Annotated in this window: 21 protein-coding genes, 1 tRNA gene and 2 pseudogenes; 5 read left to right on the forward strand and 19 right to left on the reverse strand. The window is 60.6% G+C overall.

All coding sequences use genetic code 11. The features are described from left to right. The 3 genes and pseudogenes from DGA31_RS20975 to DGA31_RS20985 all read right to left on the reverse strand — a co-directional run. Positions 1–392, reverse strand: a pseudogene (locus DGA31_RS20975) (transposase); the annotation flags it as partial. 395 nt (positions 393–787) lie between these two features. After that, positions 788–1,765: a tyrosine-type recombinase/integrase gene (locus DGA31_RS20980; RefSeq protein ID WP_109513849.1), complete on the reverse strand. Its 978-nt coding sequence runs from the start codon at positions 1,763–1,765 to the stop codon at positions 788–790. 207 nt (positions 1,766–1,972) lie between these two features. Then, on the reverse strand, positions 1,973–2,215 hold the full coding sequence (locus DGA31_RS20985; RefSeq protein WP_109513850.1) for a hypothetical protein: 243 nt from the start codon (positions 2,213–2,215) through the stop codon (positions 1,973–1,975). A gap of 88 nt (positions 2,216–2,303) precedes the next feature. Between DGA31_RS20985 and DGA31_RS20990 the strand changes: the two are divergent. The 3 genes and pseudogenes from DGA31_RS20990 to DGA31_RS21000 all read left to right on the forward strand — a co-directional run. Next, positions 2,304–2,480 (forward strand): annotated as a pseudogene (locus DGA31_RS20990) (type II toxin-antitoxin system RelE/ParE family toxin); the annotation flags it as partial. 135 nt (positions 2,481–2,615) lie between these two features. Further along, complete coding sequence (locus tag DGA31_RS20995) at positions 2,616–2,900, forward strand: helix-turn-helix domain-containing protein (RefSeq protein ID WP_109513913.1); 285 nt, start codon at positions 2,616–2,618, stop codon at positions 2,898–2,900. A gap of 243 nt (positions 2,901–3,143) precedes the next feature. Continuing rightward, positions 3,144–3,893, forward strand: coding sequence for an IS5 family transposase (locus tag DGA31_RS21000; protein ID WP_109513852.1), 750 nt, complete (start codon positions 3,144–3,146; stop codon positions 3,891–3,893). 99 nt (positions 3,894–3,992) lie between these two features. On the opposite strand, the gene DGA31_RS21005 is transcribed toward DGA31_RS21000, so the two are convergent. Continuing rightward, positions 3,993–4,068: transfer RNA gene (locus DGA31_RS21005), tRNA-Thr, on the reverse strand. A gap of 332 nt (positions 4,069–4,400) precedes the next feature. Here DGA31_RS21005 and DGA31_RS21010 point away from each other — a divergent pair. Continuing rightward, positions 4,401–5,396: a J domain-containing protein gene (locus tag DGA31_RS21010; protein WP_109513853.1), complete on the forward strand. Its 996-nt coding sequence runs from the start codon at positions 4,401–4,403 to the stop codon at positions 5,394–5,396. A 261-nt stretch (positions 5,397–5,657) separates the two neighbouring features. On the opposite strand, the gene DGA31_RS21015 is transcribed toward DGA31_RS21010, so the two are convergent. From DGA31_RS21015 to DGA31_RS21040, 6 genes are all read right to left on the reverse strand, one after another. After that, complete coding sequence (locus tag DGA31_RS21015; RefSeq protein WP_109513854.1) at positions 5,658–6,878, reverse strand: methyltransferase; 1,221 nt, start codon at positions 6,876–6,878, stop codon at positions 5,658–5,660. Positions 6,879–7,059: 181 nt separating this feature from the next. Then, positions 7,060–8,727 (reverse strand): ATP-binding protein, encoded by a 1,668-nt coding sequence (locus DGA31_RS21020; protein ID WP_056842116.1) that lies wholly within the window; start codon positions 8,725–8,727, stop codon positions 7,060–7,062. Between the two features lie 76 nt (positions 8,728–8,803). Continuing rightward, positions 8,804–9,493 carry an ABC transporter permease gene (locus DGA31_RS21025; protein WP_056842117.1) on the reverse strand — a complete coding sequence of 230 codons (690 nt, stop codon included), beginning with the start codon at positions 9,491–9,493 and terminating at the stop codon, positions 8,804–8,806. Beyond that, positions 9,490–10,185, reverse strand: a complete 696-nt coding sequence (locus tag DGA31_RS21030; protein WP_056842118.1) for an ABC transporter permease — start codon at positions 10,183–10,185, stop codon at positions 9,490–9,492. Before DGA31_RS21030 ends, DGA31_RS21025 begins: the two co-directional genes overlap by 4 nt. Before the next feature lie 72 nt (positions 10,186–10,257). Continuing rightward, a complete protein-coding gene (locus DGA31_RS21035) occupies positions 10,258–11,022 on the reverse strand; it encodes a transporter substrate-binding domain-containing protein (RefSeq protein WP_109513855.1) in 765 nt (254 codons plus the stop codon). A 13-nt stretch (positions 11,023–11,035) separates the two neighbouring features. Next, positions 11,036–11,809 carry an ABC transporter ATP-binding protein gene (locus DGA31_RS21040; protein ID WP_056842120.1) on the reverse strand — a complete coding sequence of 258 codons (774 nt, stop codon included), beginning with the start codon at positions 11,807–11,809 and terminating at the stop codon, positions 11,036–11,038. Positions 11,810–12,320: 511 nt separating this feature from the next. Between DGA31_RS21040 and gabP the strand changes: the two genes are divergently transcribed. Next, positions 12,321–13,715 carry a GABA permease gene (gabP, locus tag DGA31_RS21045; protein WP_109513856.1) on the forward strand — a complete coding sequence of 465 codons (1,395 nt, stop codon included), beginning with the start codon at positions 12,321–12,323 and terminating at the stop codon, positions 13,713–13,715. A 63-nt stretch (positions 13,716–13,778) separates the two neighbouring features. Here gabP and DGA31_RS21050 read toward each other — a convergent pair whose 3' ends face one another. From DGA31_RS21050 to DGA31_RS21090, 9 genes are all read right to left on the reverse strand, one after another. Next, positions 13,779–14,270, reverse strand: coding sequence for a hypothetical protein (locus DGA31_RS21050; RefSeq protein ID WP_109513857.1), 492 nt, complete (start codon positions 14,268–14,270; stop codon positions 13,779–13,781). Between the two features lie 73 nt (positions 14,271–14,343). Beyond that, the gene (locus DGA31_RS21055; RefSeq protein ID WP_241509625.1) at positions 14,344–16,236 is read right to left on the reverse strand and encodes a hypothetical protein; all 1,893 of its coding nucleotides are present in this window, start codon (positions 16,234–16,236) and stop codon (positions 14,344–14,346) included. A 345-nt stretch (positions 16,237–16,581) separates the two neighbouring features. Continuing rightward, positions 16,582–17,238, reverse strand: coding sequence for a PilW family protein (locus DGA31_RS21060; RefSeq protein WP_109513859.1), 657 nt, complete (start codon positions 17,236–17,238; stop codon positions 16,582–16,584). Beyond that, a complete protein-coding gene (locus DGA31_RS21065) occupies positions 17,235–17,648 on the reverse strand; it encodes a type IV pilus modification PilV family protein (protein ID WP_109513860.1) in 414 nt (137 codons plus the stop codon). Before DGA31_RS21065 ends, DGA31_RS21060 begins: the two co-directional genes overlap by 4 nt. After that, a complete protein-coding gene (locus DGA31_RS21070) occupies positions 17,632–18,102 on the reverse strand; it encodes a pilus assembly FimT family protein (protein WP_109513861.1) in 471 nt (156 codons plus the stop codon). The genes DGA31_RS21065 and DGA31_RS21070 overlap by 17 nt, the downstream gene beginning before the upstream one ends. Next, positions 18,102–18,560 (reverse strand): type IV pilin protein, encoded by a 459-nt coding sequence (locus tag DGA31_RS21075; RefSeq protein WP_056842127.1) that lies wholly within the window; start codon positions 18,558–18,560, stop codon positions 18,102–18,104. The genes DGA31_RS21070 and DGA31_RS21075 overlap by 1 nt, the downstream gene beginning before the upstream one ends. Positions 18,561–18,985: 425 nt before the next feature. Beyond that, positions 18,986–20,185 carry a Na+/H+ antiporter NhaA gene (gene nhaA / locus DGA31_RS21080; RefSeq protein WP_109513862.1) on the reverse strand — a complete coding sequence of 400 codons (1,200 nt, stop codon included), beginning with the start codon at positions 20,183–20,185 and terminating at the stop codon, positions 18,986–18,988. Positions 20,186–20,397: 212 nt separating this feature from the next. Further along, the gene (locus tag DGA31_RS21085; RefSeq protein WP_109513863.1) at positions 20,398–20,805 is read right to left on the reverse strand and encodes an SMI1/KNR4 family protein; all 408 of its coding nucleotides are present in this window, start codon (positions 20,803–20,805) and stop codon (positions 20,398–20,400) included. Between the two features lie 35 nt (positions 20,806–20,840). Continuing rightward, positions 20,841–21,251: an immunity 22 family protein gene (locus tag DGA31_RS21090; RefSeq protein ID WP_109513864.1), complete on the reverse strand. Its 411-nt coding sequence runs from the start codon at positions 21,249–21,251 to the stop codon at positions 20,841–20,843. Positions 21,252–21,309 lie beyond the last annotated feature (58 nt).

The raw sequence follows: 21,309 nt of genomic DNA on the forward strand, positions 1-21,309 counted from the left end.
CAGCTTCACTGGTCGTCCCCCGGCAACAAGGGTGAGTGCGCAATCCATTTTCGCGACCGGGCGATCTCTACGGCCTCTTTGAGGATTTCCGCTTCCATCGTTTTCTTGCCCAGCATCCGTTGCAGTTCACGGATCTGCTTGAGCGCATCGCTCAGCTCGGAGGCTGGCACCACGGCTTCGCCAGCGCTGACCGCCGACAGGCTTCCGTCCTGGTACAGCTTGCGCCACAGGAACAATTGGTTGGCATTGATGCCGTTGCGTCGGGCCACCACGGACACGCTTTGTCCCGGTTCAAGGCTCTCGCGAACCATGGCCAGCTTCTGGTCGGTGCTCCAGCGGCGCCGGCGCTCCTGGCCGAGCAGCTCGCCACCCTTATCATTGCTGTTAGTCATAAACATACCCGTTTGCCTATCCCTTATCTTAAGGGGGGAACGGTGTCCTGTCTTTCATGGGGCTCGTTCATCCGATCTGCACATGAGCCTCAGTAGCGAGCCGTTCCATCCTTTCTTTCGATGGCGGCGGCGTTGAATCACTGCATCCAGTAAGCAATAAACAGGCAGCGCCGACGAAGGCCCTTAATCGCCCATGAACGTGAATAGGGATGGATGCACGATGGCATTTATCTCTCTTCGTCAGGTGAAAAAAGACGTTGAACACGCTCACTCGTTTCCCTTTAGATTTCGCTGTCATCCCTGCTCCTGATTGGTCCACTATTTGAAGGCTTGCTTACCTGTGCCGATAGCGATGTGGGGCAGGGTGCCAGATCGAGCCGTCATCTCACTCATGGCTAATACCTCACCTTGTAGGTCGGTGAGTCCTCTGGCCGGTTCTGCCGTCGATCATAGATCTTGGTCGTGCTGATATTGGCGTGACCCAGCCAGGCCTGCACCTTCGCAATGTCCGCTTCATGCTCCAAGGCATTGGTTGCGGCTGTCGCACGCAGGCCATGCACGCCCAGGCCGGCGACTTCGATGCCGGCGATTTTTGCGTAGCTGCCGACCAGGGCATAGATGCCATTGGCACTGATGCCGGCACCAGTCGACTGGCCCCGCAAGGGCAAGAACAACGGAGCTTTGCTGTCGAGCTGGTGGTGGCCGGACATTTCCAGGTACCCATAGATCCGTTCGGTCGCCACGGGGTGCAGCGGAATAAAACGCAGCTTGCCGCCCTTGCCGTGGACCTGCAGGTGCTTGATGCCCCGGCGTTCCTGAATGTCGCTGACCCTCAGCTGGGCGGCTTCCTCACGGCGCAGGCCGTGGTACAGCAGCACGGCGAGAATAGCCCGGTCACGCTGTCCCTTCAGCGTCTTGGCATCCGGCGCCTCGAGCAGAGCCTTGGCCTGTTGGTCGCCCAACGCCGGCGTCTTGCCCTCATTGGTTTCAATCTTGGGCCGCTTGACCCCATGTACCGGATTGCCCCCAGCCACGGCATTGGACTTCAGGAGGTGATCGAACAGGCTGGCCAGCGCCGCCAGTTTGCGCCGGATCGTGGCCCCGGCCAAGCCACGCTGCTCCAGCTCGGCACGCCAGGCCAGCACATGCGCTCGGTTCACCGCCCGAAACTCATCGGCCACGCTGAGTCCTACGAAGCCACAGAAGTCCTCGAGATCGGCCTGGTAGGCGCGGCGGGTACGTGGGTTATCGATATTGGCGAACCACTCGACCGCTGCCGGCACTTCAGCCAAGTGCTGAAACTGGGCGGCGGTGAGCCGTCGCTCGCCGGCGACCTGCAAGTCACCGTCAGGCTTATGGATCAGGTCATTCATCGTCATCCTTGGTGGTGTTCGGGCACATCTCATCGATTACACGGGTTGTCTCGTGGGTACAGTTCTCTGCGATGCCGGATACGTCCCGATCGCACAGCGTCGGTTCAACAGAGCAGCCACCGCCCAGGTCTGTCGCCTGGGCGTGCACGAAGACGCTGCGCGTAGATCGAGCGTCCCAGATCGTGGTGACGGTGCAGGCTGCGCACATCATGCCGAGGCGATGGTGCAGGGTATGCAGTTGACGTAGTGATCGGGATTGACCAGTCGATGACCAAAGTCCTGCACCACCAGAAGCCAGCTTTTCTCTTTATAGGTGCTCGGGCTGGAGGCCTTGAGTACGCCAATGCCCAGACGGTTGTAGTCGTGCAGGTAAACGATCCGGTCACCGATGGTCAACTGCCGGGGCAGGCGTCGCTCGACCAGGTAGTGGGTGCCGGCGGGGTCGGCCATCTTGATGTGAACCGGTTGATGGCACCTCAAACAGTTCCAGGTGCGGTCATCGAGTTCGGTGTTGGCATCGAGGCGTTCGCGGGAGCAGGTGGGGCAGGGTGTTCGAGAGATCCGCATCAAGTGCAAAGATGGGGCTTTTCGCGTGTTTTATGTGGTGAACCGGCCGGAAGCAATTTACGTCCTGCACGCGTTTCGCAAGACCACTGAAAAGACGGAAAAGCGCGATATTGACCTGGCGGCAACCCGGTACAAATCGCTGGACTGACTGATCGCGACGCCCCCTAGCATCAGGGGGGAGTCGACAACCCCTTCCGTTTACGGTAAGGGGTAAAGTCGTAGATATAGTCCCTACTCAAAGTACTTTTCTAGATGAAATAGTAGTAGGAATGAGGAATAAATGATGGCAAACGAACGCTCTACCTCCGTGTGGGATGCGTTGGTTGATTCGCCAGAAGAGGCCGAGAATCTTCGGCTGCGCTCCAAGCTGATGCGGGTGCTGAGCAAGACCGTACGGTCCTGGGACCTGCCGCAAAAAGATGCGGCACGACAGCTCCACGTTACTCAGCCGCGTTTGAGTGAGCTGCTGAACGGGAAAATTGATAAGTTTTCCCTGGATGCTCTGGTGAACCTGTTGGCCTACGCAAATTTGGAAGTCGATTTGACCGTTAAGGAAAAAGCGGCCTGATCCACCAAGCGGCAAATCAACACGATGGGCTGGCCTTTAGGCCGGCCTGTTTCGTTTCTGAATCATGTCAGGGCATTGGCCCCTATAGGCGACGTGCAACTCATGCAGGCTCAAGCCTGGCGCTTGAAATCAACCCCCACCCATCCCCCTAGGGTCTGTTGCTGTTTCGACGTAACCCCTTGATTTTTAAAAGAACAGGCCCGTATTGTTGGAGTTCTCACACAACACCAATACGAGCCTGTAATGCCCCGATTAATGCTCAGTGATGAGCACTGGCCGAAGCTGTTGAAAATTCTGAAGCACTACGGCCTCTATCTCAAGCGCGATTTGCGAATGACGGTGGAAAGCATGCTTTACCGCATGCGAACAGGCTGTCCCTGGAGAGACCTGCCGAAGAAGTTTGGCAACTGGAACAAGGTCTATAAACGCTTCAATGCCTGGTCGGCCTCAGGCAAATGGCTCGAGATTTTCAAGCGGCTGGTGGATGAACCCGACATGGAATGGGTCTTCATTGATGGCAGCTATGCCAAGGCCCATCAACACAGCGCAGGCGCTGCTGGCACCCATGATCAGGCCATAGGCAAAAGCCGGGCGGGCAATACCAGCAAGATCCATCTGGCTGTGGATGCGTATGGCCTGCCCATCGAGTTCCGGATTACCGGTGGACAGTTCAATGATTGCACGCAGGCCCCAGGCCTCATTGCCGAACTTGAGGGGGCAGGGACGATCATTGCGGACAAAGGCTACGACAGCCTGAAAATACGCGAGCAGATCGAGCAACAGGGAGCTCAGGTGGTGATCCCCAGAAGGCGAGGCTCGGTGGAGGGTAATGGGAGTCTGGATCGGGGACTTTATCGAAACAGGCATTTGGTCGAGAACGCCTTTGCCCGGCTGAAACACTACCAGGCAGTGGCAACGCGTTACGACAAGCTCAAGAGAAATTACGAGAGCGTAATCGCCATGGCCTGCGCCTTCCTCTGGTTACCCATGTGAAACGGCAACAGACCCTAGCCCAATCAATCGCCGCCACGAGGCGCAAACAGGAAAACAAAAAAGGCCCACCTTTCGGTGAGCCTTTTCTGGTGTTTCGTATGGTGCCGGCACCAGGAGTCGAACCCGGGACCTACTGATTACAAGTCAGTTGCTCTACCAACTGAGCTATACCGGCAATGGGGGGCGATTATATAGACTCTGGCGCGCTTGTAAAGCCTAGCTTGCTGATTCGGTTGAAGAAAAATTTTCGATGGGTGGTGGGGTGATTGGCGCCCCGATCTGCTCGCGAATACGATGGCACAGACGAAGCCGATGTGCCGATTTGACTGGCCGCATTCGCCAGCAGAGCTGCCTCCCACGGTGTCAGGTCCTTGCCGATCGGCCTGAAAATCATTTGCGCCGTACCCTGGGATCCCATTCAGCATAAATCCGCCGGTTTCATTGAAGCTCTGGCGTTTCAGGCCGATACAGTTGCGAGCTGGCAAGTTGCCATGGACCACAGGCGCGATGCAGAAGACCCTGACCCACTACGAGCAGTTGAATGTCGCGCGGGATGCGACGCCCGAGCAGATCAAGCGGGCGTATCGCAAGCTGGCGCAGCAGCTGCATCCTGATCGTAATCCGGCGCCGAATGCGTCGGATCTGATGTGCGAGCTCAATGCCTGCCATGAGGTGCTGCGCAACCCGGCCAAGCGGATCCTGTATGACGCGCAATTGGCCGAGGATGAGCGGCGTGCGCGCGGGTTGGGGTCGCACAACGGTATCCGTCAGGGTGCGGCGATGTATGCGGCGGCGGCCCAGCCGGCGCGGCCTGCACCTTCGGCGGCTCGGCCGCACACGGCCGGCAGGGGCGCAGGGGCCGGCGCTGCTGCGGCCGCCATGCAGATGCCGGGCCGGCCGCGGCACCTGTGGCGTTGGGGCGTGGTGTTCGTGCTGTTTTGTGCAGGCGGTGCCTGGATGGGTTATGAACGCGGTGCGATGCATTCGTATGTGCCGACCGAGGCGCTGCCGGTGATCGAGCCGGTGGCCGCGCCGAACGTTCCCCATCCCGACCTGACCAATGCGGTGCTGACGCCGACCATCGCCGCGCCTGAATGCGAAGTGCCGCTGCTCGACCCGACGGGGGCGCCGTGGCCGGTGCAGGCCGGTTATCTCAAGGGCTTGCCGATGCGCAAGGACACGGGGTGGTCGCAGATCGTGATCGACAACGTGGGCGGCAAGTCGGCGGTGTACGCCAAGGTCACCGATGCCGTGGGGCGCAATGCCTTTCGGTATGCCTACATTCCGGCCGGCGGGCAGTTCACTTTTGCGCGGATGGACGCCGGTTACTACTTGCTCAAGTACCAGATGCTCGACACCGGCTGCGTGTTTGCCTCAAGCCGGATTCTGCTGGAAGAGACGCCGATGGGCAGCCAGATCAAGTCCAGCGTCTACAAGCTGACCCTGAGCAAGCTGCATGAGCGTGGCGGTTCACCTGCGCGCCTGAAGGCCGATCAGTTCTGACCGCCACCCGTTAAAACGCCCCTGCGCATGCCGCAGGGTGTGGCTGCCCAACAGCCCCGACCAACCAGCACACTCAAAGTCTTATTCACAAGTTCATGCGCGCCCGATGGGTTTCTGACCGATGGCCGAAATCCGGACGGACGCCTGCTCGCCAGCCGGCGGATTACGCGGGGCTTGACTTTATGTGCAGGATTATTCCGCTTCGCGTGCAGGGTATTTTCGACGGTGTTTTCCCCAGGTTCAGGAATTTAATCAACAGAGTTATCCACAGGTTGTGGTAGCCGATTGTCGGGCAATCAGCAGCAGGTTGCGGGGTGTCAGGCTGGCGGGGCAGAAGGTGCCGAGCTGCACCTGATAGCCGCGTGCTTGCAAGTACAGCGCCCGGTCGAGTACCAGCCACAGTTCCAGTGGGCGGCGGAACAGGTTGCGCACCAGTTCCAGGTTGCGTACTTCAGCCAGGCGTTGCCAGCCGGCGGCCTCCAGCGCCGCCCAGTCTTGCTGGCCGGGAGCAGGCAGATTTTTCAAGGCGGCCAGTTCCTTGCAGTAGTCGGCGTAGGGTTTGGCCAGCCAGGCCACCGGCAGCGAAGGGGTCGACAAATAATCGTCGAGGCTGCGCAGCCGGCGTTGCAGCAGGTCGAAGCCCAGGCGCCGGGCCATGGACTGGTCGCGCTGGCGGCGCACCCGCGCCGGGGCGGTGACGGTCTCGCTCAGCGGCAGGCCCAGGTCGTCGCGGGACAGTCTCAGGGCCGAGGCCTGGCCCTCGGGTGACAAGGCCTGGTAGTGAGCGTGGCGGGTGCGGTTGTAGCAGCACGGCGCGATTGCCAGTTGCGGGCAGCCGGCGTCGCTGGCCAGTTGCATCAGTTGCACATGCAGGTCGCCGCAGGCATGCAGGGCCACCGGGGTATGCCCGGCGTGCAGGCGATGGCGTGTGTCACCGGCCATCACGTCTTGTTGCAGGTGCTCGGCCTGGACCTTGTGCCGCACGCTCAGCGCCTGCCCGGCCTCGATCAGCGCCGGGTCGTGTTCCAGGCAGGTCAGACGCTGGTGAGCATGGGTCAGGCGCCGGCCCAAATGGCCCTTGCCGGCGCACCAGTCGAGCCAGTGGGTGGGCGCCGGCGTGAGGTTCAAGTGGCTGGCGAAGGCTTCGATCTGCTGCCATTTGCGCCCCGGTACGTCGACGCTCAGGCGCGGCTCGACCGGTGCCAGCGGCTGGCTGGGCAGTACGTCGATGTGGGCCAGCGCGACGGCCTCGGCGGCCAGCTGTGGGAAAGGCGCGGGGGCTTGCAGGTGCTCGGGGTGATTGTGGGCGGCTTCGGCCTCTTCCAGGGTGCGGCTGCGCAGCCAGCGGGCCAGCTCGGGGTGCAGCGCTTCCCAGGCCAGGTGCCGTTCAGTGAAGGGCTTGGGCCGCCACAGCGCCTGGTGCTCGATCAGGAAGCGGTCGAGGGCGTGGAAGCGGGTGAGCAGGTCGCAAGGGTTGGGCATGGTGGTCAAGGATCTGGCACTGGGAGACTGTGTTTTATGATCGTGCTGAATCTTTATAGGGGCACGGGGCGTAGAGCGGTGTCGGTAGGCCCATAAAATTCCATAACGACCCCATAACTGCCCCATAACTGCCCCATAACACGTGTTTAGCGACCATAACTGACTGTGGTCGCCCCATAACTCAGGCAGGAAGATCAGGATTTACGGTGTAAAAGGCCGCACGTTTTTGCCCATGCTGGACCAGTTGGCAACTGTCTTTAAGGCGTGAGAGCAATTTTTTGGCCTGCTCGTCGCTTAGGCGGCAAAGTTCCTTCACCTCTACACGTTTGATCTTTCCGTGCTGACGCGCGTAGCTCAATACCATCTGTTCGTGTTGAAAGAGCGTGAAACCCGCTTGTCGGGTGTAGGCTGCCTTGTCACCGGACGCCTGGTACAGGCTGGCCGAGAGCATATAGCTACGACTACGAGTTGCACCATGCGCATCAACCAGGCCTGCTTCTGTCAGTGCTTCCAGTGTCCGTTTGGCAGAAGACGAATCACGTTGAATATGCCTGGCCAGTTCATCAGCCGTAACGCGTTTGGCGGATCGAAGTGCGCTTAGCGCGATCAGACTGTCGATCGGAAACGGCGACCCTGTACGACGTTCTTCTTCAAGTACTTTCTGACAAAATGCCAAGTCGGCTGCTGAGGTTGGTAAACGCAATACAACGCTTTGAGCTGTCGTATAGCCATAGTCCGGTGCCGGACGACCAAACTTGAGCAAGCCACGATAGATTTTGTCGACCCCGCGTCCTGAGCGTTCTACCACGCCGATGCGTTTCATTGCGTCGGCGAGGCTCGGATTGCGCGGGCGAGGCTCGGTGACCAATAGATTGTTCAGCGTAACACCGTCGACTAGACCACCTGGATTACTGACCACAAGAGCATCGTCTTCAAGGCGAACATGCACGGCACCGCGCCCATGGTAGTCACGGTGGACCACCGCGTTGGCTACGGCCTCGCGGAAGGCGCCCATATCGACTTTGGGCACCGGCACGCGAAACAGACCGACTTGCAATTCTTCTTCAGGGTTATAGGGACGGAAATTGGTTTCCAGCCAGTCCAGTGCCTTGAGTAGTGGAAAGCGCCGGAACTCATTGAAGTGCACAGCCTGTTGGGCGAGTACCTGAAAGGCAAACTCATGAGTGGGCACCCATTGGCGCAGCGAGGCTTCCCGTCCTACCAGCAGCAGTCCTGTAAGCGTCGGGATGCGAGAGCCGTCGGCTTGACGAGCGGTCAGCAGCAAGGCGCCGTCAAGTGCCTCATCATCCAGCTCAAGCAATACCCGGTCGCCGCCGTATTGCTGGACCGCCTGACGCAGTCGCTCGCGCTCCAGAGGGTCCAGATCGGCCAGTGTTGTACCTGCAACGGGTTTGGCAGAGACATCGAGCAAGCCAAAGCTGGATAGGCGTGTAGTGCGTTCGTGGGGCAGCATGGCCACGCACTCGGGAGTGCCGTCGTATTTGAGGCGACGCCGTAGATAGACACCATTGAGCGTGGCCACTTCTCCCGAAAATTTCGGGACATGTATGCGAGCTACCGACACGCCAGACACTTCAAGTGCCTCCACTCGGACATACAGCGACGGTGAAGTTCGCGCAGCCACCATCGCAGCAAGACCTTCAAGGAACAGATGCTCGTTGTGCAGGCCGGTCGGTGTACCGTTGTCTTCGATCCCCAGCCACAACTCTCCGCCTTCGGTGTTGGCAAGGCAGGTCAGGGCCTCGACGAGTTCGCGATCCGGCAGCTTGGCCCGGTCGCTTTTGAATTCGACGGTAAGAGACTCAGACAACGGCACAAGGTTACTCATGAGCTTGCAGTTCCTGGTAGCGGGGGCACTGGGATCGAAGCCGATTATGACAATACAGGCACGGGCGATATACCTCTTAGCGCCCCTGCGTCATGTCCACCCGCAGCACTTTCTCCAGCAGCTTGAACCCCTGCACCAGCAGAAACGACATCGCCAGGTAGAACATGCCGGCCGCGAAGAAGATCTCCACCGGCAGGTAAGTGCGGGCAATGATGGTGCGGGCCATGCCGGTCAGCTCCAGCAGGGTGATGGTGCTGGCCAGGGCGCTGGCCTTGAGCATCAGGATCACTTCGTTGCTGTAGGCCGGCAGGCCGATGCGTGCGGCACGCGGCAGGATGATGTAGAACAGCGCCTTGTATCTGGACATGCCCAGGGCGCGGGCGGCTTCGATTTCGCCCGGCGGCACGGCCTGGATGGCGCCGCGCAGGATTTCGGCGATGTAGGCGGCGGTGTGCAGGGTCATGGTGATGACCGCGCACCAGAACGGGTTGCGCAGGTAGGGCCACAACACGCTCTCGCGCACGGCTTCGAACTGCGCCATGCCGTAGTAGACCAGGAACAGTTGCACCAGCAGCGGCGTGCCGCGAAAGAAGAAGATGTAGGCGTAGGGCAGGGCGCGCACCGGCAGGTGTTTCGAGGTACGGGCAATGCCCAGCGGGATGGCCAGGATCAGCCCGGCGATGACCGCGATGGCCACCAGCTCCAGGGTCAGGGTCGCGCCCTGGGCCAGGCGGGGCAGCCACTTGATGATCACTTCCCAGTTCATTGGGCGCTCCTCGTGAAGCCGCGAGCGGCGCGCTTTTCCAGCAAGTGAATACCGGTCATGGCGATGATGGTCAGGCCCAGGTACATGAAGGCGGCCACCACGTAGAAGGTGAACGGCTCTTTGGTGACAGTCACGGCGATCTGCGCATGGCGCATGATTTCTTCCAGGCCGATCACCGACACCAGGGCGGTGTCTTTCATCATGACCATGAACAGGTTGCCCAGCCCCGGCAGCGCGATGCGCCACATCTGCGGCATGACCACGCGCACGAAGATGCGCGGGCGCGACAGGCCCAGCGCCAGGCCGGCTTCACGGTGGCCCTTGGGCACGGCGAGGATGGCGCCGCGAAACACTTCGGTGGCGTACGCGCCAAAGCACAGCCCCAGGGCGATGACGCCGGCGGCAAAGGCGCTCAGTTCCAGCTCCGGCATGCCCAGCCACTGGCCGAGGGCATGCATGGCGTTGATAGTGCCGAAGTAGATCAGCAGCACCCAGAGCAGCTCGGGGATGCCGCGCACCAGGGTCGAGTAGGTGCCGCCCAGCCATTGCAGGGCGCGGTTGGACGAGGTCTTGGCCAGTGCGCCGAGCAGGCCCAGCACCAGGCCAAGGCTCAGGGCGCACACGGCCAACTGGACGGTCATCAGCGCACCCGCCGCAAGGGCCGGGCCGAATCCGTGGAGTTCGAAGTTCATGGGGCAGGCTTTTTCAGGTTCCCGTAAACGAGCACTGCGCCGACAGCGGCGCAGTGCTCACCCGGAAACGGATCAGAGAATGCTGAACGGGAAGTACTTGTCGTTGATCTTCTTGTAGGTGCCGTCAGCGATGATTTCTTTCAGGGCTACGTTGAGCTTCTCGCGCAGCGGGTCGCCCTTGCGCACGGCGATGCCGACCTTGTCGTTTTCTTCGACCGGATTGCCCTTGAACTCGAAGTCCTTGCCCGCGTCGCTCTTGAGCCACTCGTAGCTGACGTACTTGTCGGCCAGGATCGCGTCAGTCCGGCCGGAGGACAGGTCGAGGTAGGCGTTTTCCTGGGTGTCGTAGAGGCTGACGGTGACGTCGTCGCCCAGCTTGTCTTCCATCCAGGTGCTGGCGATGGTCGCGCGCTGGGCGCCGACGGTCTTGCCCTTGATCGAGGCTTTCAGTTCATCGAGGGTGCCGGCCTTGAGCTCGGTCTTTTTCGGCGCGATGAACTGCAGCTTGTTGGAGTAGTACGGGTCGGTGAAGTCGACGGCCTGCTTGCGCTCGTCGGTGATCGACAGCGACGACACCAGGAAGTCGAACTTCTTGGAGTTGAGTGCCGGAATGATGCCGTCCCAGTCAGACGTTACGGCCTGGCATTCGGCCTTGAGCCTGGCGCACAAGGCCATTGCGATTTCGTAGTCGAAGCCCACGACCTGGCCGCTGGCGTCCTTGTTGTTGAACGGCGGGTAGGCCGCCTCGATTCCGAATTTCAGGGTTTCAGCGAACGCGTTGCCGGTGATTGCCAAAGTGGCAGCGGCGGCCAGCAGTAACTTCTTGTACGTCTGCATGGGTGTTGCTCCGTTAGCGGTTGCTCGACATGAATTGTTGACACCTTACCGACCGAGGGGCCTCGAAGACTTGCTGTGGCGTGCCCTGTTCTTCGACCTGCCCCTGGTGCAGGAAGACTACTTCACTGGAGACCTGGCGGGCGAAATTCATTTCGTGGGTCACCAGCAGCATGGTGCGGCCTTCTTCGGCCAGGCCGCGGATGACGCTGAGCACTTCCTGGACCATTTCCGGGTCCAGGGCCGAGGTCGGTTCGTCGAACAGGATGACCTTGGGCTGCATGGCCAGCGTGCGGGCAATGGCCGCGCGCTGCTGCTGGCCGCCAGACAGCTGGGTCGGGTAGACGTGGCGCTTGTCGGCGATGCCGACCTTGGCCAGCAGCGCTTCGGCCACCTCGGTGGCTTCGGCCTTGCTCTGGCCGAGCACCCGGCGCGGGGCTTCGATGATGTTGTCGAGCACGCTCATGTGTGGCCAGAGGTTGAAGTTCTGGAACACAAAGCCGATCTCGCTGCGCATGCGGTTGATCTGCTTGTTGTCGGCTGCGACCAGCTCACCGTTCTTGGCAGCCTTCAGGCGCAGCTCTTCACCGCCCACCAGGATCTGGCCCTGATGAGGGTTCTCCAGCAGGTTGATGCAGCGCAGCAGGGTGGATTTGCCGGAGCCGGACGAGCCGAGGATCGAAATCACATCGCCGTCGCGGGCGGTCAGGGAAATGCCTTTGAGTACATCAAGCTTGCCGTAGCGCTTGTGCAGGTTGCGGATTTCCAGGGCGGGCGTGGCCTCAGCCATGTGGGGTCCTCATAGATTTTGTGCGCTCCTGCTTGTTGTTGGCAGCCTTCCTGGCGAGGCCAAGCATAGCGCCAAATGTGCCCGTTGCGACGGCGTGTCGCATCGATGCAGGAAGGTGTCGCGACAGCCAAAACAAGAAGCGGCGCAACAGGCGGCACCATGCACGAAAAAGGCGCGATGTTGCCAGTTTTGACCGGTACAGGGAAGCGCCTTTTGGCAGCGGTAACGTTTCAGCACGCACTGTGGCGGGGCGTTTGTTAGCAAGTGTTTCTTTATGGTGCGTTCGCGCAGAAAAATCCTGGGGTGTTCGGTAACAAATCCTGCACACCCCGTAAAAGATTCTCACCGCCTGATCGTTCCAATCCTGCGTTCATGCCTGATGTTCTCTGAGCGACGTCGTATTCAGAACATTTTTGGCGCGGATCTTGCGTAAATAATAAAGAACATAGCCGTTGCATACTTTTTACGATGCACGGCAGTGGGTACAGCTCGTCTCGCAAAGGTGCTTTAAATGAGCCATTCCGAAAATTTCTCAACGCTCGATCAGGGGCTCAAACCCCGGCACATCACCATGCTGTCGATTGCCGGCGTGATCGGTGCCGGTCTGTTCGTCGGCTCCGGCCACGCCATTGCCGCTGCTGGCCCTGCCGTGCTGCTGGCCTATGCCGCCGCCGGGACCCTGGTGGTGCTGGTGATGCGCATGCTGGCCGAGATGGCCGTGGCCTCGCCTGACACCGGTTCGTTCTCGACCTACGCCGACCGTGCCATCGGGCACTGGGCCGGGTTCACCATCGGTTGGCTGTACTGGTGGTTCTGGGTGCTGGTGATTCCGCTGGAGGCCAACGCCGCCGCCGCGATCCTGCATGCCTGGTGGCCGAACGTGTCGTTCTGGGTGTACTCGCTGGTCATCACGCTGCTGCTGACGGCCACCAACCTGTTCAGCGTCAAGAACTACGGCGAGTTCGAGTTCTGGTTTGCGCTGATCAAGGTCTTGTCCATCGTGGCGTTCGTGGGCCTGGGCCTGGCAGCGATCTTCGGCCTGCTGCCGACCAGCCAGGTCAGTGGCGTCGACCACCTGTTCGCCAATGGCGGCTTCATGCCCAACGGTCTGGGCGCGGTGCTGGCGGCCATTCTGACCACCATGTTCTCGTTCATGGGCACCGAGATCGTCACCATTGCGGCGGCCGAATCGAAAGACCCGGCCAAGCAGATCACCAAGGCCACCAACTCGGTGATCTGGCGCATCTGCCTGTTCTACCTGGTGTCGATCTTCATCGTCGTGGCGCTGGTGCCGTGGAACGACCCGACCCTGGCGGCCGTGGGCTCCTACCAGACCGTGCTGGAGCGCATGGGCATCCCCAACGCCAAGATGATCGTCGATGTCATCGTGCTGATCGCCGTGACCAGCTGCCTGAACTCGGCGCTGTACACCGCCTCGCGCATGCTTTATTCGCTGGGCAAGCGCGGTGACGCACCGGGCGTGGCCAAGCGCACCACCCAGGCTGGTACGCCGTACTGGGCGGTGATGCTGTCGACCGCTGCTGCCTTTCTGACCGTGATCGCCAACTACATTGCCCCTGAGGCGGTGTTCGAGTTCCTGCTGGCCAGCTCCGGCGCCATCGCCCTGCTGGTGTACCTGGTGATCGCTGTATCGCAACTGCGCATGCGTCGCCAACTGGTGGCCAGCGGCAACCCGCTGACCTTCCGCATGTGGCTGTTCCCGTACCTGACCTGGGCGGTGATCATCTTCATCGTCGGTGTGCTGACCACCATGCTGTTCATGGAAAAACACCGCATGGAAATCGTCGCCACCGCGCTGCTGAGCCTGGGCGTGGTCGCCGCCGGCCTGCTGATTGCCCGTCGTCGCAAGGCGGCCGGCAAGGCCGGGGCACCGGTTCTCAATTGAGTCGCTGCATTCGCGGCCGGGCGGCGAACCGCTTCAGCCGCGAAGCCCCCTAAAAAGACGAACTCAGCGCCCGCGGCGCTGGCTTTCGTTGCGCATCACCAACAGGTCCGTCGCTTTCTGATAGTCGTTCTGGAAGGCATCGGTCTCGATCCATTCCAGCGCGGTGTCTTCGTCTTCGTTGTGGAACAGGGCGCGGTAGGTAATCAGCAGGCCCATCATGAAGTCGGTGGCCTGCTCGCCATCTTCCTCGGACAGCACCATTTCCAGTACCGGGTACTGGATGAACACCGCGCACAGCGCCAGCTGGCTGATGGCTTCGGCGGCGTGCATGGCTTCGAACAGGTCCTCGAAGTCGGCTGGATCAAAGCCGTTCTCGACCAGGTCCTTGAAGTCGAAGGTGCTGAGGTCGATCTTCACGTCATCGAACGGGTTGTCCACCAGCGGCGAGGCGAACAGCGAGTGCACCAGTGTCTGGGGCTTGCGACCGGAGCGGTTCTGCTTGGCCTTGATTTTTGCGCGCTGGGCACGCTTTTGCTGCTTGTCTTGCGAGGCCATGAGGGCTGTCCTTGGGCGGCGGTGGGTTGGGGCGGGTATTGAAACGCAGAGTGCGGAAAAACCCAAGCGCAGATCAGAGGGCGCGGACCCAGCTGACCGTAGTGGTGGATGAACTGGAGCCAGAACCCGAACCGGAGCCGGAGTCTGTCCCGGTTGCAGGTGTAGTGCCGACAATACCTTGATCAGATGTCATGGCCGAGACATCGACCACGATACCGCCCGCGCTGATGGTTGTGCCGCTGATCCCGTTATTACCCGTCGACAGTCCGCCCCTGATCGTGGTGGTCGCTCCCGAGGTGTTGACCAGACCGCCGAGTATCACGTTGCCGTAGATATCCCAGCCGCTGGTGGAGAGCGCACCGTCGGCGGTAATGGCAATATTGCCGATCGGCAGGCCGGTGCGCAGGGCACCGCTGGCGTCGGTCCAGGTGGCCAGTGCCGTGGTGCTCTTGCACAGGTTGCCGGGGTAGAACGCGCCGCCACAGGTCTCGCTTGCACCGGAGAAGTTGGGGGCGTACAGCGGCGGGTGGCCGGAGCTGGTCAGGGTTACATTGCCAGTGCTCAGAACCGTATTGGTGAGTCGAGCGAGGGGCGAGCCGTCGAAGCTCATATTGCCCTCAAACCAGAGGATGCCGCGCGGAAAGGCATTGATCCCGGTAAGCACCCAGCCGGTAGTGGGCGTGGCACTGGCGCCACAGCTGTTGTTGCCATAGTTACAAGCCATGAACGGGAGCGCGTCGAGGGTTCTCATGTCCGTGGTTTTCAGGTTGTACGGCCCGGGCGGCACGGCGGTGCCGTTGGCTTTCTTGACGTTCTGGATCCTCAGCATGGGCGTCGTGCCGTTGAAATAGAACACATAGTTAGCCTGGTCTTGCAGGCTGGTGACATTCACCGGGCTGATGGTCACGTCGCAATAGGGCACGCCAGGCAGGCCGGGTGACGCGTTAGGTACGCCAAAGGTCAGGTTGTTGATAGCATTGCCGGTATAAACGCCGCCGCTGTTGTTGAGCAGCACGCCGCTGATGCGGCTGGCGCTGCTGAAGGTCGGCGTGTTCCATTGCGTCACCGAGAGGTTGCCGCCGCCCTGGAACTGACCAATGTTGGCAGTCAGGATCGAGACGTTGCCATGCGCCTTGAGCAGCGAGTAGGTCGCACTCCAGCCGTCGAAGGTGATGTTGTTGGCCCAGAAGGTGGTGACCGTTGCCGTGCTGAATTTAACGTCGCCGCCATACACCGCGCTGAAGGTCGTGCTGATCGTGGCCGGCAGGGTGCCGGTGCCAGAGATGCGCTTGGCAGCACCGGTAGCCGTGGTGGTGATCACGTTATTGCTGACGGTGACCTTGGTCAGGTCCAGGGTGTAGACCGTGCCATCGGTCAAGGTGATCAGCGCGGTGCCTTCGGCGACCGGCGTGATGGTTTTGGCCGTATCGGTATTGAGCACCCCACCGATCAGCGCCGTGCCGATCTTGCTGCCGCCCGACAGCACGTTGGCGGTAAAGGCACCGGCCTTGATCGAGGCATAGCTGCCGCCCCCCTGGGAGATCTCCACCGTCTTGGCACCGACCGTCAGGTTATTGGGTGGCGAGCTGGAGCCCATCTTGAAGGTGCCCTCGGTGCGCAGAATGGCGTTATCCGCAATGCCGCCGCCCGACAGGTCAATGCCTTCCTTGGCGCAGCCGGATACGCTCGCCCTGGCGCCGCTGGTGATTTTCAGGACACCGGCCACAGCGATATACGCAAGGTTCGAGCCGCTGACGATCGACAGCGAGCCGCCGCTATAATTGAGACTGCCATTGAAGCTCAGGGCAGTGCTCAGGGTGGTGGCCACCTCGTTGGAGCCCGAGCCCGAATTGGTGGCGGTGCTCAGGGTATACACCGCTTGCAGGGTGGAGGTGGCTTTGGCCCGGGCATCACCGGCATTGCTTGAGCCTGTGATATTGACGGTAACCTGTGTGTCAGTGCTCACCGTTTCCTGGCAAACAAGCGTTGCCGAAATTTTGTCGCTGAACCTCAGTGCAGCGGAGGGCGTTCCGGCAGTTCCACATGTCGCAAGGGTGAGCGTTTTCTTTCCATCCAGATATTGCCGCACCAATTCCACACCTTCCCAGGCGCGCGACTCCGCTGGGACGCTGGCATGGCTGGCCATTTGTTGTTCTTGTGCGCTGTGGATGCCATACATCATGCCCATGGTGGTCGCAGTCAGGGCTGTGCCTGTGAGTAACATGACCATGATCGTGGCCATGCCGCGCTGCCTTTGGGAGGCTGCAAGTAAAGGCAAGGGGCGAGGGGCAGGCATGGTCCGGATCTCTGCTTAAGAGGCTATGTTGGGCAGGCAGACAGTGGCGTAGGGCGCTGTGTTGCTGGTGTCCACCGTGCTGGTCTGGGCCATGATGGATACCTGCAGCCGTTGGGGGGCGACAACTTTGCCATAGGGCCAGCATGCGGCCTTGACGACTTTGAAGAAATCCATGGTCTGGCCACGCTCTATCAATGGCGTGGCTGTCCAGCCGGTGCTCTGGTTGAGCGAAGTGCAGGTGCTGGTTTGCAGACGTACAAGGCGTATGGGAGGAGGGTCGTAGCGGCGGTCCTCCTCAGCCAGCAGACCCGCACATTGGTAGCTGGCCGACGTCGCAGTGCGGTACATCCACACTAGAGCATTGCCGGTCTGTTCTGTGCTGAATGACGTGACTCCGGTGCCTGATAATGTGCCGTTGGTGAGCGCTGCGCTTTTCAGCAACTTGATCGCGCTGGTTGCCGGAGGCACCCGGAACCCGGCATTGCTCAACTCGTCCTGAACGGTCAAGAGTGCAGCGGCGATCTGGCCATCCTGCCGGGCGCTTTGCATCGAATCGACCGAAACGCTGACCATGTTCCTGTACAGCGTCAGCATGGCCAGGATGCTGATCAGTGACAGCGCCATGCCGACCATCAGGCTGATCAGGTTGAAGCCGCGCTGGGTGTCTTTCACGTCTCGTCACCCACCCGGATGATGCCTCCGAACAAGGTGCTCTCGCTGCTGCGGGTAGTCAGTACCACGGTCCCCAGGTTGTCTGACGGCGTAATGGTGATTCCGTCAACGGTAATGGGAGTGGCTGCCGCGCAGGTGGCGGTCAGATTGATCGCGGTGGTCTGGGTGGGCAGGGTGATCCTGGCCAGCGAACTGTTGGTGCACAACGCCTTGCCATACCGCGCAATCAGATCACGCATCTGGCTGACCGCCAGGTTCTGCACCTTCATGTCGCGCTGGCTGACTGCTGCGCGCGACGAGGCGTAGGTCATGCCCAGGCCGATGATCGACATCAGCACGATGCCGATCAGGGACTCAAGGAGGATATCGCCACGTTGACGCCGTGGGCCTGGCTTAAATGATCTCGACATCGACTGCGCTCTCACTGCCGACCGTCACACTGATAGTGCTCGTGGTACAGGAGGCGCTGCCGTTCACTGGCAGGCCCCGGCTATTGAAGGCAACGCAAGAGATGTCCGTACCGCCTGCCTGAAACGTGGCTGCGCCGGGCAGGGTGGTCTGCCACAGGATATTGCTGGTCGAGGCGCAGTTGATACTGGCCTGGTCCGCCACGCTGTACAGCTTGAGCACCTGCCCTGAACGGCACAGTGCCGCCGCCGGCCAGCTGTTCAGCGCGCCGCCCGGATTGCGCAGGGCCGTGGCCTTGGCGCGGCTGATGCCTTGCTTGAGCAGGCCGGCGGCGTCACGTTGCTGGGCGCTGTCGACCCACGACGTGGTCAGTTGCGCGCCCATCGTCACCAGGAAGCTGAAGATGGCAAGGGTGATCATCAGTTCGATCAGGGTAAAACCACGGTTGCGCTTCATCACAGCCAGCTCGATCCGTAGCCGGTGCAACTGCCCAGCGCCCGCACGTTGTCCTGGGTCAGCGTGATGCTGCAGCCATTGACCTTGCCGCTGGTGCCCAGTGCCTCGACCTTGTAGGTGGTGGCACTCGCGGTCACGATCTTGTACACGAACGAATCGCCCTGGCTGGGTTGCCAGCCGGCAGCGGTGCAGGTGGTGGTGCCGGTGGCGGCCACGCAGCGGGTTTCGGCGGTGGTCGTGGTGGTCGTGGTCGGGTACTTCAGTTGCTTCTGGTAGAAGTTTTCCATGACCAGGCTCAGCGCGACCAGGTCGGACTGCGCGCCCTTGAGCTTGCTCTTGGTCACGTAGCTTTCGTAGGAGGGGAAGGCGATCCCGGCCAGGATGCCAACAATCGCAATGGTGACCAGCAATTCGACAAGGGTAAAACCACGAGTTTGGCTGCTGCGCGTAGCACACATATCGAAAACCGCAATGAACAAAAGTATTAATGCGATAGTACTATGCCATCAAACCGTTCGGAACCCGGCGATGAACTTTTAAAGGGTTTTCCGATCGTTGGCGGTTGCCGTGTCAGGGCTTGCTGCGCTTGCCGCCGAGCGTTGTGGGGCGGGGGCAGGGGCGACTGTTTGGTGTCGTGATCGTAGCGTGTTGCAATACTATGAAAACGTGAAAAACAAACTGTTGATTCATATCAGTTTTATGCAAGCGTCATGATATACGCCTCATTGCCCCTCTGGATTGACCAATAAAGGTTTATTGAAACGTTTGATTTAGTGCGCGGTGGTGTAGGGGCGCTGCGTTATAGAGGTCGGTATTGGGCAAAAGACAGTGCGACCCTGGGCGGGTCGCACCTTGAACGGATCGGGCGGGCCGATCAGCCTGGTTATTTCTGACGAGCGGCCTTGAGCAGGATCAGCACGCCGAGAATGGCCGAAATCACAGAGCCCAGCAGCACGCCGACTTTCACTTCATCGACCAGGTGCGCCGAGTTCACGAAGGCCAGGGCACCGATGAACAGGCTCATGGTAAAGCCGATGCCGCACAACAGCGCCACGCCATACAACTGGCTCCAGTTGGCGCCTTCAGGCAGCCTGGCCATGCCGATGCGGATGGCCAGCGCCGAAAAGCCGAATACGCCCAGCTGTTTGCCCAGCACCAGCCCCAGCGCGACGCCCAGCGGTACCGGGTCGACCAGGTTGTCAGGCGTGATGCCTGCCAGCGAGACGCCGGCGTTGGCAAAACCGAAGATCGGCACGATGGCAAACGCGACCCAGGGATGCAGCTTGCCTTCCATCTTGAGCAGCGGCGACTGACGCTCGTTTTCCGGGTTGCCCATCGGAATGCACAGGGCCAGGATCACACCGGCCAGCGTGGCATGGATGCCCGATTGCAGCATCAGGAACCACAACAGCGCACCGGCCAGCAGGTAGGGAATCAGGCTTTTGACGCCAAAGCGGTTCAGCGCCACCAGGGCCACGATCACGCCCAGCGAGGCCAGCAGCATGTTGATCGACAAGTCGCTGGTGTAGAACAGGGCAATGATGATGACCGCGCCCAGGTCATCGAGAATGGCCAGGGCCGACAGAAAGACCTTCAACGACACAGGCACGCGCTTGCCCAGCAGCGACAGCACGCCCAGCGCAAAGGCGATGTCGGTGGCTGCCGGAATGGCCCAGCCGCCCAGCGTTTGTGCATTGCCCCAGTTGACGGCGATGTAGATCAGCGCCGGCATGATCATGCCGCCCAGCGCCGCCAGGCCCGGCAGGGCCCGGTCGCCCCAGCTGGCCAGTTGGCCGACCAGCATTTCACGCTTGATCTCCAGGCCCACCAATAGGAAAAAGATTGCCATCAGGCCGTCATTGATCCAGTGCGAGATCGACAGCCCCGCCACGTAGGTATGCAGGGTCGAGAAGTAGGCAGCCGATAACGGCGAGTTGGCCACGATCAGCGCCGCCAGGGCGGCCGCCATCAGAATCAGGCCGCCAGCCGACTCGGCTGCGAAAAACCGTGAAAGAAAAGCCATGGCAGAAGGCGAGGGGGTGGTGCTTGAGGTTTTGTCGAGGCGTACAGGGTCCAGACTCATAGGCACGAGGGCTCCGCACAAGCGGCCCGACCCGTGCTGAATTTAACCTGCCCTGCCGCATCATGCGGTGACACCCAAGGCCGCATTTTACACAGGCAAGGCCGGGTGGCTAGAGCAAAATGATGGCATTCGGATCAACGTTTGCCGGCTTGCTGCCAGCGCCTCGTTTTTGTGACGCTGCACGGCTGAATTTGTGCGCTGTGGAGGTCGAATCACCCCGCGAGCCGGTCGAGAAACGCTGAGAAGTCATGGGCGACCTCATGGTAGTGCTCGGTGTCCATGATCCATAAGCCGATCTTGCCGTGATCAGGACCGTCCAGCGATAACAGGAAATAATTGCCGCCTTCGTCAAAGGCAAAAGGCATTTTTCCGGCCAGCGCCGGGACGTCTTCCACAAGTTCTCTGTAGGCCTGCTCCATCGGCACCCGTCCATGCTTGATGGGGACGAAACCGGCCAGCAACAGATCGTTGCCGTTCAGGGCGTCGTCGATATAGCCGCCATTGGTGGCCAGATAGAAATCACGGAAGGCCTGTGGAAAACCAACATCGAGGGCCTGCTCAAAACGGTTGATATCCGCCGCTGACAGGCTGGGTGCAGACTCGATCAAGTAGGGCAACATGATGTTTTCCTGTCGGGCTCATGGGGGGACGAGATCTAGTTACCTTCAAACAGACCGATATAAGCCAGGCCGTTATAGCGGGTCTTGAGGGGGCGCGAGATAACGGTGGCGCCATCGCAATACCAGAACAGGGCGTTGGCCTTGTCGATGCCCAGCTCCGTACATTTCGCTTTGACACGATCCTGCTCGCGGGAGTCGACAGGCGCCTGCCGGAGCAGGTCGTCCAGCGTCATCAACGTTTCAGCTCGGGGCACGATGCCGATGAAATCTTCGTCGTACCACCTTATGCCGATGTCCTTGCAGAACCCACACACCCGGTAGGCCGGCTCATCCAGTTCGGCGTTGTAGTCCAGTTCAAAGTAACGCTGGTACTCCGGTTCAGGGGCCAGGTTTGTGCCGATCCAGAGATGGACCTTGTCGTAGCGCGCTATATCGTAGGGGTCCATTGGCAAATCCTTGAGGTGCCGGTCAGTGGCATGATCAGACAGTGTTTCGGGTGTGAAA

Source organism: Pseudomonas ovata (assembly GCF_003131185.1).
GTDB classification, from domain to species: Bacteria; Pseudomonadota; Gammaproteobacteria; order Pseudomonadales; family Pseudomonadaceae; genus Aquipseudomonas; species Aquipseudomonas ovata.

Bases quoted from the DNA above. Each gene is read 5' to 3' on its own strand.
- DGA31_RS21030 (WP_056842118.1), bottom strand. From the start codon at position 10,185: ATGAACTTCGAACTCCACGGATTCGGCCCGGCCCTTGCGGCGGGTGCG.
- DGA31_RS20995 (WP_109513913.1), top strand. From the start codon at position 2,616: ATGGCAAACGAACGCTCTACCTCCGTGTGGGATGCGTTGGTTGATTCG.
- DGA31_RS21065 (WP_109513860.1), bottom strand. From the start codon at position 17,648: ATGTCGAGATCATTTAAGCCAGGCCCACGGCGTCAACGTGGCGATATC.
- gabP (WP_109513856.1), top strand. From the start codon at position 12,321: ATGAGCCATTCCGAAAATTTCTCAACGCTCGATCAGGGGCTCAAACCC.
- DGA31_RS21050 (WP_109513857.1), bottom strand. From the start codon at position 14,270: ATGGCCTCGCAAGACAAGCAGCAAAAGCGTGCCCAGCGCGCAAAAATC.
- DGA31_RS21020 (WP_056842116.1), bottom strand. From the start codon at position 8,727: ATGAGTAACCTTGTGCCGTTGTCTGAGTCTCTTACCGTCGAATTCAAA.
- DGA31_RS21070 (WP_109513861.1), bottom strand. From the start codon at position 18,102: ATGAAGCGCAACCGTGGTTTTACCCTGATCGAACTGATGATCACCCTT.
- DGA31_RS21000 (WP_109513852.1), top strand. From the start codon at position 3,144: ATGCCCCGATTAATGCTCAGTGATGAGCACTGGCCGAAGCTGTTGAAA.
- DGA31_RS21075 (WP_056842127.1), bottom strand. From the start codon at position 18,560: ATGTGTGCTACGCGCAGCAGCCAAACTCGTGGTTTTACCCTTGTCGAA.
- nhaA (WP_109513862.1), bottom strand. From the start codon at position 20,185: ATGAGTCTGGACCCTGTACGCCTCGACAAAACCTCAAGCACCACCCCC.
- DGA31_RS21040 (WP_056842120.1), bottom strand. From the start codon at position 11,809: ATGGCTGAGGCCACGCCCGCCCTGGAAATCCGCAACCTGCACAAGCGC.
- DGA31_RS21035 (WP_109513855.1), bottom strand. From the start codon at position 11,022: ATGCAGACGTACAAGAAGTTACTGCTGGCCGCCGCTGCCACTTTGGCA.
- DGA31_RS21090 (WP_109513864.1), bottom strand. From the start codon at position 21,251: ATGGACCCCTACGATATAGCGCGCTACGACAAGGTCCATCTCTGGATC.
- DGA31_RS21025 (WP_056842117.1), bottom strand. From the start codon at position 9,493: ATGAACTGGGAAGTGATCATCAAGTGGCTGCCCCGCCTGGCCCAGGGC.
- DGA31_RS20985 (WP_109513850.1), bottom strand. From the start codon at position 2,215: ATGGCCGACCCCGCCGGCACCCACTACCTGGTCGAGCGACGCCTGCCC.
- DGA31_RS20980 (WP_109513849.1), bottom strand. From the start codon at position 1,765: ATGAATGACCTGATCCATAAGCCTGACGGTGACTTGCAGGTCGCCGGC.
- DGA31_RS21015 (WP_109513854.1), bottom strand. From the start codon at position 6,878: ATGCCCAACCCTTGCGACCTGCTCACCCGCTTCCACGCCCTCGACCGC.
- DGA31_RS21085 (WP_109513863.1), bottom strand. From the start codon at position 20,805: ATGTTGCCCTACTTGATCGAGTCTGCACCCAGCCTGTCAGCGGCGGAT.
- DGA31_RS21010 (WP_109513853.1), top strand. From the start codon at position 4,401: ATGCAGAAGACCCTGACCCACTACGAGCAGTTGAATGTCGCGCGGGAT.